The organism is Mycobacteroides saopaulense (assembly GCF_001456355.1).
In the GTDB taxonomy this organism is placed as follows: Bacteria; Actinomycetota; Actinomycetes; order Mycobacteriales; family Mycobacteriaceae; genus Mycobacterium; species Mycobacterium saopaulense.
Map to the genome: position 1 here is coordinate 3,242,333 of NZ_CP010271.1, position 12,041 is coordinate 3,254,373.

General features: G+C 64.5%; 12 protein-coding genes and 1 other RNA gene. 7 read left to right on the forward strand and 6 right to left on the reverse strand.

Going from position 1 to position 12,041, the window contains the following annotated elements:
* Positions 1-17: 17 nt before the first annotated feature.
* The 4 genes from asnB (MYCSP_RS16270) (at position 18) to MYCSP_RS16285 (ending at position 5,638) form a co-directional block, all read left to right on the forward strand.
* Complete coding sequence (gene asnB, locus MYCSP_RS16270) at positions 18-1,859, forward strand: asparagine synthase (glutamine-hydrolyzing) (protein WP_088414371.1); 1,842 nt, start codon at positions 18-20, stop codon at positions 1,857-1,859.
* 45 nt (positions 1,860-1,904) lie between these two features.
* Positions 1,905-3,758, forward strand: a complete 1,854-nt coding sequence (gene asnB, locus MYCSP_RS16275) for an asparagine synthase (glutamine-hydrolyzing) (RefSeq protein ID WP_088414373.1) — start codon at positions 1,905-1,907, stop codon at positions 3,756-3,758.
* A gap of 14 nt (positions 3,759-3,772) precedes the next feature.
* Positions 3,773-5,062, forward strand: a complete 1,290-nt coding sequence (locus tag MYCSP_RS16280) for an MFS transporter (protein ID WP_157886198.1) — start codon at positions 3,773-3,775, stop codon at positions 5,060-5,062.
* A gap of 192 nt (positions 5,063-5,254) precedes the next feature.
* Positions 5,255-5,638, forward strand: coding sequence for an NUDIX hydrolase (locus MYCSP_RS16285; RefSeq protein ID WP_235629492.1), 384 nt, complete (start codon positions 5,255-5,257; stop codon positions 5,636-5,638).
* 40 nt (positions 5,639-5,678) lie between these two features.
* Here the strand turns inward: MYCSP_RS16285 and ssrA are convergent.
* Positions 5,679-6,047, reverse strand: a transfer-messenger RNA (tmRNA) gene (ssrA, locus tag MYCSP_RS16290).
* Between the two features lie 122 nt (positions 6,048-6,169).
* On the opposite strand from ssrA, the gene MYCSP_RS16295 reads away from it, so the two are divergent.
* Positions 6,170-6,739 (forward strand): hypothetical protein, encoded by a 570-nt coding sequence (locus tag MYCSP_RS16295; RefSeq protein ID WP_070909678.1) that lies wholly within the window; start codon positions 6,170-6,172, stop codon positions 6,737-6,739.
* Here the strand turns inward: MYCSP_RS16295 and MYCSP_RS16300 are convergent.
* The gene (locus MYCSP_RS16300; RefSeq protein ID WP_088414379.1) at positions 6,736-8,298 is read right to left on the reverse strand and encodes a phytoene desaturase family protein; all 1,563 of its coding nucleotides are present in this window, start codon (positions 8,296-8,298) and stop codon (positions 6,736-6,738) included. The genes MYCSP_RS16295 and MYCSP_RS16300 overlap by 4 nt on opposite strands.
* 53 nt (positions 8,299-8,351) lie before the next feature.
* Positions 8,352-8,957 carry a TetR/AcrR family transcriptional regulator gene (locus MYCSP_RS16305; RefSeq protein WP_088414381.1) on the reverse strand — a complete coding sequence of 202 codons (606 nt, stop codon included), beginning with the start codon at positions 8,955-8,957 and terminating at the stop codon, positions 8,352-8,354.
* Between the two features lie 81 nt (positions 8,958-9,038).
* On the opposite strand from MYCSP_RS16305, the gene MYCSP_RS16310 reads away from it, so the two are divergent.
* The gene (locus tag MYCSP_RS16310; protein WP_088414383.1) at positions 9,039-9,503 is read left to right on the forward strand and encodes a DUF2834 domain-containing protein; all 465 of its coding nucleotides are present in this window, start codon (positions 9,039-9,041) and stop codon (positions 9,501-9,503) included.
* A gap of 10 nt (positions 9,504-9,513) precedes the next feature.
* On the opposite strand, the gene smpB is transcribed toward MYCSP_RS16310, so the two are convergent.
* The 3 genes from smpB to ftsE are packed head-to-tail and all read right to left on the reverse strand — an operon-like array spanning position 9,514 to position 11,607.
* Positions 9,514-9,993, reverse strand: coding sequence for an SsrA-binding protein SmpB (smpB, locus tag MYCSP_RS16315; protein WP_070909668.1), 480 nt, complete (start codon positions 9,991-9,993; stop codon positions 9,514-9,516).
* A 9-nt stretch (positions 9,994-10,002) separates the two neighbouring features.
* Positions 10,003-10,905 (reverse strand): permease-like cell division protein FtsX, encoded by a 903-nt coding sequence (gene ftsX / locus MYCSP_RS16320; protein ID WP_070909666.1) that lies wholly within the window; start codon positions 10,903-10,905, stop codon positions 10,003-10,005.
* A gap of 12 nt (positions 10,906-10,917) precedes the next feature.
* Positions 10,918-11,607: a cell division ATP-binding protein FtsE gene (ftsE, locus tag MYCSP_RS16325; RefSeq protein WP_070909664.1), complete on the reverse strand. Its 690-nt coding sequence runs from the start codon at positions 11,605-11,607 to the stop codon at positions 10,918-10,920.
* A 128-nt stretch (positions 11,608-11,735) separates the two neighbouring features.
* Between ftsE and MYCSP_RS23650 the strand changes: the two genes are divergently transcribed.
* On the forward strand, positions 11,736-11,942 hold the full coding sequence (locus tag MYCSP_RS23650) for a hypothetical protein (protein WP_083013580.1): 207 nt from the start codon (positions 11,736-11,738) through the stop codon (positions 11,940-11,942).
* The last annotated feature ends 99 nt before the right edge of the window (positions 11,943-12,041 follow it).

Genomic DNA, 12,041 nt, shown 5'->3' on the forward strand with positions numbered 1-12,041 from the left:
TATCGAGAGGAGCCGCTATGTGCGGCATTACCGGCTGGGTGGACTGGCAACGCGACCTGGCCCTCGAATCCCCGACGACGACGGCGATGACGGAAACCATGCGACTGCGTGGTCCCGACGCCGGCGGCTCGTGGACGTGCGCCCATGCGTTCCTGGGTCATCGCCGATTGGCGATCATCGATATCGACGGTGGCGCACAGCCGATGGCTGACGGACATGAACCCGAGGACACACAGGTGGTCATCACGTACAGCGGCGAGGTGTACAACTTCCGGGAGCTGCGGGCCGAGCTCATACGCGCCGGTCACACATTTCGCACCCGCTCCGACACCGAAGTCGTGCTGGAGGGCTACAAGCGCTGGGGACCTGCCGTGGCAGAGCGCCTCAACGGCATGTTCGCCTTCGCGGTGTGGGATGCCCGGGCGCAGCGACTGGTCCTGGTACGCGACCGGCTGGGGATCAAACCGCTGTACTACCACCACTACGACGGTGGGCTGCTGTTCGGATCGGAACCCAAAGCAATACTTGCCAATCCGCTGTTCCCGGCCGAACTCGACACCACCGGCATCGCCGAGCTTTTCGTGGTGGCCACCGCACCGACGCCGGGCAACGGCGTGTTCCGTGGGCTCAGCCAGGTGGAGCCGGGACATGTGGTGGCCTTCGACCGGCAAGGGCTACGGAGCACTGCGTACTGGAGCCTCAGCGCCGTCGAGCATCACGACGACGCCGATACCGCGGCTGGAAAGGTTCGTGAGCTCCTGACCGATATCGTGGAACGCCAGCTGGTTGCCGACGTGTCGATAGGCACTCTGCTCTCCGGCGGCCTCGATTCGAGCGCCATCACGGCCATCGCCGCGCACCTGCGCCGGGACCAGGGGCACGACAAAATCGCCAGCTACTCAGTGGATTTCCCGGGCTCTTCGCAGTCATTTCAGAGCACCACCTGGCATCCGACTCGTGACCAGCCCTATGCGACGGCCGTCAGCGCACACGTGGGAACACAACACACCACCGTCCTGGTCGAACCCACGGACGTCCTCACCCACGAGGCCAAGGTGCTGCGCGCCCGCGACCTACCGGGGTGGGGCGAGATGGATGTCTCCTTGTATCTCCTGTTCGACCAGGTGAAGAACTTTTCCACGGTCGCCCTGTCCGGGGAATCCGCCGACGAGATCTTTGGCGGATATCCGTACTTCACCTCGCCGCAGGCTCGCGAATTCGATGGTTTCCCTTGGCTTGCAGGGAAAACCGGTCCTTCTGTGCTCCTGCGTGAGGAGATCAGGGAAGCGGTTGATCCTGTCGGTTACGCCCGGGCCCGATACGAGGCCGCCGTGGCCGCCGCTCCCCGGCTCGATGGCGAAAGCACCGAGGACGCCGTGTCGCGCCGAATCTCGTATCTCGCGCTGACCCGATGGATCGGCGCCCTCCTGGATCGCAAGGATCGCATCAGCATGGCAACCGGACTCGAGGTGCGAGTGCCGTTCTGCGATCACCGGTTGATCGAGTATGTCTGGAATGTCCCCTGGGAGATCAAGACCGTGGGCGGTCAGGAGAAAGGACTGCTCCGGCGTGCGGTCGCCGATCTGCTGCCGCAAGAAGTCCTCGAACGGCGCAAGAGCGGATTCCCTCCCAATCCCGATCCGAACTATCTTGCGGCAGTACAAAACCGGGTGGCAGGGCTATTGAGTACGCCCGACGCACGGGTCTTCGACGTCATCGACCGAGACAAGGTCTCGGCGTGGCTGGCGGAGAACGGCACCCTGCCGAGTCCCCGTGCTGCCTCCACCACCACCGCAGGATTGAGCTTCCTGCTGAATCTCGATTCCTGGCTTACCGACTACGGGGTGCGCGTCCGTTGACGGTGCCTGCGCGCGGAAGCCGGCCACCAAGGAAAGGAAAGACACATGTGCGGGATCACTGGATGGGTCGATTACCAGGGACTCGGGCCTGACGCCGACGCGGTGTTGACCCGGATGACCGACACCATGGCGCTGCGCGGGCCGGACGGCGCCGGCACCTGGCGATCCGATATCGCCGGGCTCGGGCACCGCCGTCTGGCCATCATCGACCTCGCCGGTGGCGCGCAGCCGATGACCTACTCCCCTGTCGCCGAAGACCGGCCTCGGCTGGTGATCACCTACAGCGGTGAGGTGTACAACTTCCGAGAGCTGCGCGATGAACTGCGACGGCGGGGCCACAACTTCCACACGGCCAGCGATACCGAAGTCGTGCTGCGCTCCTGGGCCGAATGGGGGCCTGCCGCAGCCGAAAGACTCAACGGCATATATGCGTTCGCGATCTGGGACACCAACGTCCGCACCCTGACTCTGGTACGCGACCGGCTGGGCGTCAAACCGCTCTACTTCCGCCAGCTGGGCTCCGCACTGACATTCGGATCCGAGCCCAAAGCGATATTGGCGCAGGACAACCGCCGCCCCGAGGTGGACGAAGAGGGAATCGTCCAGCTCATGCTGCCACTTCTCAAGGTGCCCGGCCGCACTCCCTACTCCGACATCGGAGAGGTGCTTCCCGGCGAGGTCGTGACCTTCTCCACCAACGGCCTGGTACGCCAGCGCTATTGGTCCCTTGAGAAAGCTCTCGCCGCTCCTCCCCGTACGGGCGACCTCGCGGAGGCGGCCGCGGCAGTGCGCGAGATCCTCGACGACACCGTCGGGCGCCAGCTGGTGGCCGACGTGCCACTGTGCACACTGCTGTCCGGAGGACTCGACTCGACCGCGATCACGGCTCTGGCGAACGCGCAGCTGGGCGAGACATCGGTGCGCTCATTCTCCATCGATTTCTCCGCACCGTTCAACCGTTCCGAGGTAACCCCCAATGCCGACTCGGAGTTCGCGATCGACGCCGCGCAGTTCATCGGGTCCGAACACACCAGCATCGTGCTCGACGGGGCGGGCCTCGCCGACCCGCAAGTCCGCGCAGAATGCGTGCGGTCCCGCGACTTGCCTTTCGGCATTGGGGATCTCGACATGAGCCTGTACATGTTATGCACCGCCATCAAAGAGCACTCGACCGTCGCACTGTCCGGCGAGTCGGCCGACGAGGTCTTCGGCGGGTACCTGTGGTTCCATCGCCGCGATGCGGTGCACGCGGACACTTTCCCCTGGATGTCGGACAGCCCCGCACACGGACGGCTCCACGGGCGGATCGCGGAACTGTTCCGGCCCGATCTGCGTGCCAAACTCGGGCTCGAGGACTACGTGCGCGACCAGTACCGCACAGCGATCAACGAGCTCCCTCCCGCCGGTTCCTCACCGCAGGAGGAACGCATGCGCTCGTTGACCTATTTGGGCCTCAGCCGATTCTTGCCCACGCTCCTAGACCGCAAGGACCGCCTGAGTATGGCGGCAGGACTGGAGGTACGCGTGCCCTTCTGCGATCACCGTCTCGTGGAATACGTTGCACCACTGGCGTGGTCACTTCGAACGGCCGACGGACGCGAGAAGAGCGTGCTGCGCGGCGCCACCAGCGATGTGATACCACGCGCCGTGGCGCAACGGCGGAAGTCACCGTATCCATCGGTGCCCGATCCCTCCTATTCCGCAGAAGTCGCCCGTCAGCTCGGTGAACGCCTTGCCGACCCAACCAGCCGGCTGCACGAGCTACTCAGCCCGGAGGCGTTGCGTGTGGCCATCGAACCCGTCTCGGCGCCTGGGGTTCTGATCAGCAACGTCGAAGCCGAGATCGCCCTCAATTTCGACGACTGGCTGCGTCACTACGACCCGGTACTGGCACTGTGAGCGCAGAAGCCGCCGTGACGCAGCAACGTTCGGTATCGGCCGAAATCGCTCGCCGCTACGGCCTGCTCTACGCGCTGCTCTTTGTGTTTGGCGCCGAAATGTACCTGGTGGCTCCGCTCCTGCCGACGCTGGGACAGCAGTACGGCGTCACCACCAGCACCGCGGCTGCCCTGGTCACCGTATACGTAGCGGTCCAGGCTATTGCCGGACCGTTCCAGGGCCTGGCCTACCCCATATTGGGCGCGCGGACGTTGATCGTGGCCGGAGCCTTGGTCTTTACGATCGGAAATCTCGCCGCAGCCTTTACCCCCAGCTTCGGGATACTCCTGGTGTCTCGTGCGGTGGCGGGCCTCGGGGTATCGCTGGCGGGCCCGGCGATCTGGTCGTGGATCGCGCAGACGGCACCAGACACTTACCGCAGCACGGCAATAGGCGCCGGTATGGGCGGCTTCGCCGTAGGGCAAGTGTGCGGTGTACCGCTGGGCGCACTGGTCGCCAGCCAATTCGGATGGCGATGGTCGTTCGGTGTCATGGCCATCGTGGCCGCGGCCGCAGCCGCCGTGCTCTGGCGCGCGTTGCGCCACGCCCATCGGCATGGCGAACCCGCTGAACCTCGAGGCAGCCAGCTGGCACACCTCTTCCGGGTGTGGCGGCCGGGGCCGGTGCCATGGACTCTGCTGATTACTTTCGGCTTCCACGCCGCGAATCTTGGCGCCTACACCTATCTTTCCGCGGTCTTGGCGGCCCGGTACCACCTCGACGTGGCTCAGCTGGGCTATATCGGCGCTCTCAGCGGCGGCGGCATGTTCCTCGGATCACTTGCCGGAGGACGCATCCTGGACCGGGTCCGCGCGCGCGGCGGCAATGAGTACCTGGTGCTGCCGATTTGGCTTGCCGTCGCGGCGATCACGATCGCGGCCGTATTCACCAGCCACACCCTGTGGGTCAGCCTGATCCTGATACCGGTCTGGTTCTTCGCGGCGGGCGCATTCGACACCAATCAGCAGACACTGATCGCAGGATCGTCACCCGGGTTTACCGCCGTGGCGTTGTCCTGGAACTTGTCGGTACTCTATGCCGCCACCGCGTTTGGCGTATGGATCATGGGCCTTGGTACCTCGCGACCATCATCCGTGGTCACCGCCTCTGGCGGTCTTCTTGTCGCCTCGCTCATCGTGGCCGTCGTCCTGGGAGTAGCCGGCGGACGTCGCGCCGGGGCAAGCGCCGCCCGCAAGGACATCCCGGCAGTGTCCGCCGAACCGGCCACCACGACCAAGCCTGCCGCTGTCGAACCCCGCGGCTAGGTCCCGAGCGCATACCGCACGCATGTGTTTTGGACCGATCATGTGCGTGCGGTATGCACTCGGCGACAAGACCCGAGGTATTCGAGCTGTGAGTTTTCTCCGAACTTATTCGGGTCGCTCCAACGCTGCTTCTGTTTCTATGCTGGCGCGGTGAGCATCACCGAGACCACGCCCACCATCCGGGTCAGCGCGGTGGTATTGCGCGATGACCGTGGAGCGGTTCTCACCGTCCGAAAACGCGGCAGCAGCCGGTTCATGTTGCCTGGCGGGAAGCCCGAGGTGGGCGAAAGCGCCGCAGAGACCGCCGTGCGGGAGGTTCGTGAAGAGCTGTCGATAGACCTGGAACCCGCTGCCCTGCAACCGATCGGAGTGTTCAGGGCTGCGGCGGCGAACGAGCCGGGATTCGCAGTCGAGTCAACGGTCTTCGTGCATCCCCCGGTTCCTGTCAGTCAGCCCTCCGCCGAAATCGAAGAGCTGCGCTGGCAGTCGCTCGACGAGCCGTATCCCACGGATCTGGCGCCGCTGCTGGCCGAGCACGTGCTCCCCGTCCTGTCCGGACGCCAACCGGGTGCATAACTAAACAGAAGACCCCCCGAAACATTCGGGGGGTCTTCTTCTGTGGAGCTGCCGGGAATTGAACCCGGGTCCAACGGCCGTTCATTAAGGCTTCTCCGTGCGCAGTTCGCTGTGTCTCTACTCGGATCTCTCAGTCACGCGAACAAGCCGAGATGACGATCCCAGCCGCTGTTTGATGTCCCGGTGGCTTCCGCGGCCGAAGCCACCGGTTGATCCCGCTAGCTGATGCCAGGGTCCGGGCCGCGGGAGGTCCCGGTCTGACAGACACGCAGTCGCTTAGGCAGCGAGTGCGTAGTCGCGCTGATGAGAATCGGCGCTTAATTGGTTGCAATGACGCTTACGGTGGTCTCTTGCCTGCACCGGCACGCTTCCCTTAAGTCGAGACTCGCTGTCGAAACCTTTCAGCCCCGTCACCCCACCGACCTTCGGTGGGACACTCCATCGTACCGCCGCAGATCCACGAAGCCACCGAATAACCGGCCCGCGCCACGGTAGCGTCAGCCGGAAGTCGCCGATTTCGGGAGTAATCACATGCGCATGCTGCTGAGCACCTCTGTCGCCGTTGTGGTCGGCGCGGCCATATTCGCTGGTCAAGCCGCTGCCGAACCCGCGGTACCCAACCTGGACGGCTACACATCGGTCGAGCCGACGGCATTCGAGACCTACTCCGCCTACGCGACCTCGGGTGTGCAGTTTCTCACCCCGGACGGCCTGCACTGCCGCATCACCGCGAACTCCCGCGCCACCGGCGTCGACGGAGCCTGCTGGGGCAAGCTCCCCGGAGTGCCCGGTGACGAGAACATCGCCAGCGTGTCACTCAACGCCCCGACCGCCAGCTTGACCCACATGCCCGACCTGGGCCAGCAAGAGATCGTGGCGCGGCCCGACGCGTCACCGGCCGGCCCGGCGGCCATCGAGCCCGGCGCCTACCGCCCACTGACTGCGGGCCAGAAGATCACCTATGGACTCAAGGCGACCGACAAGGTGATCACGTGCGGCGTGAGCGAGCAGCGCGAGACGATATGCATACTGCCCAACAATTTCACGGGCGACGGCCCACACGGATTCGTGCTGTCGCCCACCGGCAGCCGTACCTTCTAGCGAGCGTCCGCCAACACCTCCAGTGCGGCGTTGTACCCCGGGATGAAGGAAATCGCCGGGCCTCCGTGACATCCCGCGCTTCCGAGGTACAAGCCGTCGACGGGCAAGGGGTGACCCCGGTATCCGCGTGGCCCCGGCCTGTTGATCCCGATTTGGTCGGCGTGCACCAACCCGAAGCAATAGTCACCGCCCGGCGCACCGAACATCGTGCCCATATGCCGCGGCGTAAACGTGGTGTGCCGCTGCACTACGTCTCGGAAATTGGGGGCCAACCGCGAGATCTTGTCCATCACCCGCTCCCCCATCTCGACCTTCATCTCGCCGTAGCGGGCATGGCCGGTCTCGACGGGGAACCACAGCGCGAACGCGGAGGCCGCGTACTTACCCTCCGGCGCCAGCTGCCGGTCATGTAGGGACGGAATCTGAAACACCACCGCGGGGTCGGCAGGCACAATCCCGCGTCGACAGTCTTCCCACTGCGCCTGTAGCTCTTCGGGCGTGCTGTACATGCCGACCGTCGACTGCATCTCCGGATCGTTCAGGCTCTCGTAGGGCGCCACGAATTCCGGCAGTGCGTCGAGGGCAAAGTGCATCTGCAGATAACTGCCGCGGTGATCGACCCGAGCGAATCGCTCACGCTGATCCGGTGGAACCACCGAGGTATCCAACATCTCCATGACGGTCAGATCCGGTGCGACGCAGGAAATGACCACCGGCGCGGTGATCGTCGATCCATCCTCCAGCCGCACACCCAACACGCGGCCGTCGGCGGTGAGTATCTCGATCACCCTGCTGCGCAACCGCACCTCGCCGCCGCGCGCGACGAATTGATCCCGCAGATGCGATGTCAGTGCACCGATGCCACCGCGCAATTTCTTCATCTGCAACGCGGTCGAATCCGGCATCGCCAACCCGAACGCCAACGCGGCGGCACTGCCAGGAGTTTCCGGACCGCGGTAGGTCATGTTCAACGCCAGGAACGCCAGCATCCCGCGCAGCGCACCGTGCTTCTCCTTGTCGGGGAAGTACCGGTCCAGCACGTCGGTCACCGATCCGAACAGCATCTCGTCGATGCTCGACCGCTCGAATTCATTTGTCGCGCAGGCATACATCTCGTCAAACGTCTTGGGCGGTTGCCCCACCTCGAAACGCCCCAACGCCCGCGTGGGCGCCTGGCTCCACGCCATGATTCCCGCCATGCCGTTGACCGCCTCGGCTCCGTGCGCCTCATTGAGATGGGTCAGCAGCCTCATCGGGTCGCTGTAGTAGACCAGCGGTTCGTCGCCAATCCCCCTGAGCGCCACCGATACCACGTCGAGGTCCACCGTCGGCAGTGCATCGAGGCCCAGATCACGGCTCAGGACCGCGGACGTGGGGAACTGGACCGATCCGGCGATCTCGAACCGATACCCGTCGAACAGTTCCACCGTCGAGGCCATGCCGCCGGCGTACAACTTGGCATCGAGGCAGAGCGTATGCAGCCCCGACTGTTGCAGTTTCGCGGCGGCGGTAAGCCCGTTGTGCCCCGCGCCGATCACGATCGCCTCGAAGTCCGCCATCACCCCACGCTGACACGGCTTACCAAGTTTTGTCAATAGTGACAAAACTTGGGTCAGGACACCTCGCCGATTCCCGCCTTCAGCGAGTCCAGCGCGGTGCGACTCAACCGCGCCAGCTCATCCGGCGTCCGATCCTCCCCGAGCATCCATGCGTCCATCGCCCCGAAAACAGCCGCCGCAATACAGCGAGCCGTCACGGTATTGCGCAGGCGCACATCAGGATTGACGTTGTCACCACCGTCACGAACCAGATGCTCCTCGATCGCCTCGGCGAACTCGGCCTCCACCTGCCGGATGTGGCGCACGATGCGCGCCCGATCGAGCTCCTGGTTGCGCAGTGTCGCAATCTTGACCACCGCGTCGACGTCATATGGCGCACTGAAGATCGCCGACTCCACCGAATCCAGGATCGGCTCGCCAGGGCTCCGCGCATCCAGGGCATTGCGAAACCACTCCAAACCCAGGTCGTAGTCCAAGAACAGCAGATCATGCTTGGACTCGAAGTGGCGGTAGAAGGTGCGCAGCGAGACGCCCGCGTCCGCGGCAATCTGCTCCACCGAGGTGTCCTCGACACCCTGCCCGAGGAAGCGCACTATCGCCGCCTGCCGCAGCGCCGCGCGAGTCCGCTCGCTACGCACCGTCTGGGCAGGCCTGACCATCCTCGAAAGGTACCGCACGGACAGCCCCGGGCGAGTTATGTCACTATTGACAAAACTTGCCGCCGCTGCCAGGCTCCGGGCATGGTGTCGCTCATCGTGCATGCGGTCCTGGGTATCGCGGTCATCGTGGTCATCGTCGCGTCGAACCGAGCGATATTCGCCCGCCCCGCAACGGGTCCCGCGCTGTCGATGCTTGAGATCGTGTACTACGTCGTGGGCATCGCCTCGATCGCGCTGGGCTGGTACTTCAACATCCGGTACGTCGCCGAGTACCACGTGTCCAATCCCGTGACCGGCTGGGTCGACTACATCCGGTTGATGTTCGCCAACCCCGCCGCCGGCTCGGCCGGGCAGGACTACACGATCGGCAATGTCATCCTGCTGCCGCTGATGACGATGGTCGACGGGTATCGCCGCGGCATCCGGCGCCCCTGGCTCTACTTCGTCTCCAGCCTCTTCACGAGTTTCGCGTTCGCGTGGGCGTTCTATCTGGTCACCGTCGAACGGCAGCGCAGACACGAGTCGACGCAGCCTCTGGCCGCGTAATCCGCTTGAATTACATGCCCTTGGCGCGCCGCCCCAGCTCGCGGGTGATCTCGCGCGAAGCATCCCGCTTAGCGATGTCCTGACGTTTGTCGTGCGCCTGCTTACCGCGCGCCAACGCCAACTCCACCTTCACCTTGCCGTCCAGGAAGTACAGCGACAGCGGGACCAGCGTGAGGTTGCCATCTCGGGTCTTGCCGACCAGCATGTCGATCTGCGCCCTGTGCAACAATAGCTTCCGGTTCCGTAGCGGCGCGTGGTTGGTCCAGGTGCCGTGGTCGTACTGCGGGATATGCACCCCACGCAGCCACACCTCGCCGTCATCGACGGTGGCGAACGAATCCACCAGGGAGGCCTTGCCCTCGCGCAGGGTCTTGACCTCGGTGCCTACCAGCTGCACACCGGCCTCGTACACATCGAGAATCGAATAGTTGTGCCGCGCCTTGCGATTGGTCGCGATGACCTTTCGTCCGTCGGTTGGTTTCTTACTCATGGGCAGGGCCTATCTACGTACGTACAGACGCAGCGTCACGTAGGCGGTCACGCCGGCCAACAAGATGCCCAGCGCCGCCATCTGAATGGCCGCCAGGAACACGTCGCCATAGGTGATCGGTGCGATCAGGTTGGCCTGAATGAACTGCTGCAGCGCGCCGTTGAGGATGGTCACCCGCGCCACGATCAGACCGATCACCGCCAGCGCCACACCGACGAGCGCGGCGATCACCGCCTCCAGCAGGAACGGCAGCTGGGTATACCAGCGGGTGGCGCCCACCAACCGCATGATGCCGACCTCGGTACGCCGCGTGTAGGCGGCGACCTGAACCATGTTGGCAATCAACAGGACTGCGCCGACGGCCTGGATCAGCGCGATCATGAACGCCGCGTCGCGCAGGCTGTTCAGCACCGCGAACAGGCGGTCGATCAGGTCCTTCTGGTTGAGCACGCCCTTCACACCGGGCTTGCCGACGAACGAGTCGTCGAATTCGGCGTGCGCCTCCGGGTCCTTGAGCTTGACGATGAACGAGGCGGGGAACGCGTCCTTGCTCACGTCCTTCATGAGATCGCGGAACTGCGGCAGCCGCTTCTCGGCGTCGGCGTACGCGTCCTCGCGGTTCACGAAGCGCACCGACTTGATGTCGGACCGCTTTTCGATCTCGTCGCGGATGCCCTTGCAGATGTCGCTGCTGCAGTCCGTGTCACTGGCCGACAGATCCTCGGTGAGGAAGATCTGCGTCTCGACACGGTCCAGGTAGATGGCCTTCGAGTTCTTGGCCAGCGATATCACCAGCAGACCACCACCGAACAACCCGATCGCGATGGCGGTGGTGATGATCATCGCCACCGTCATCGTCACATTGCGGCGCAGGCCCGTGACGACCTCGTTGAACAGAAATCCAAAACGCATGTTCTATTCCACTTACCTATCTACCCCGTAGACACCGCGCTGCTCGTCGCGGATCAGCTTGCCCAGTTCCAGCTCGATCACGCGCTGGCGCATCGAGTCGACGATGTGATGGTCGTGTGTCGCCATCAGCACGGTGGTGCCGGTGCGGTTGATCCGCTCCAGCAGCGCCATGATGTCTTCACTGGTCTCGGGGTCCAGGTTTCCGGTCGGCTCGTCGGCCAACAGCACCAGCGGACGGTTGACGAAGGCGCGCGCGATACCGACACGCTGCTGCTCTCCACCGGAGAGTTCTGAGGGCAGGCGGCTGGCCTTACCGGTCAGGTTGACCATCTCCAGTACCTCGGGGACCACCCGGTTGATGATGTCAGTCTGTTTACCGATCACCTCCAGCGCGAAGGCGACGTTCTCGTAGACCGTCTTCTGCTGCAGTAGTCGAAAGTCCTGGAAAACGCAGCCGATCGTCTGCCGAAGGTGCGGGATCTCGCGGCCCCGCAGCTTGTTGACGTGGAACTTGGAGACCTGGATCTCCCCCTTGGTCGGCAGCTCCTCACCCAGCAGCAGCCGCATGAATGTCGACTTACCCGAACCCGACGGCCCGATGAGGAACACAAACTCACCCTTGTCGATCTCGAGGCTCACGTTGTCCAACGCGGGCCGAGCCGACGATTTATAGAGCTTGGTTACCTTGTCGAGGCTGATCACGGCACGCCAGTCTAGCCGGGAAAACCGTGATGACCGTGAGGGCGCACTAGGGCGCGGGGTTCGGAGCCGGCGGCGGAGGTGCTCCCGGCAGTTGCGGCAGCTGCGGCGGGACCAGCCAGGGCGGCAATATGCCCGGCGGCGGAGGTGGCGTCGTCGTCGGGGGTGTCGGGGCCGTACCGCTGGGCGTCAACGTCGGAAACGTCGTGACGATGGTGTTGGTCGGCTCCGTCGTCGTCGTGGTCGTAGGCGGCGTGGTGGTCGTCGGGCGTCGTGTGGTGGTCTGCACCGGCCGCGGCGTGGTGGTCGTGACGCTGGGCTTGGGCACCCAGGTATAGCCGGGGGGCGGCTGCGGCGGCGCGGGCTCGGGCCGGGTGACGTCGTAAAGCCAGCTCGTCGCGATGAACGCAAGCACAAGCACGACGGTGGAGGTCCGA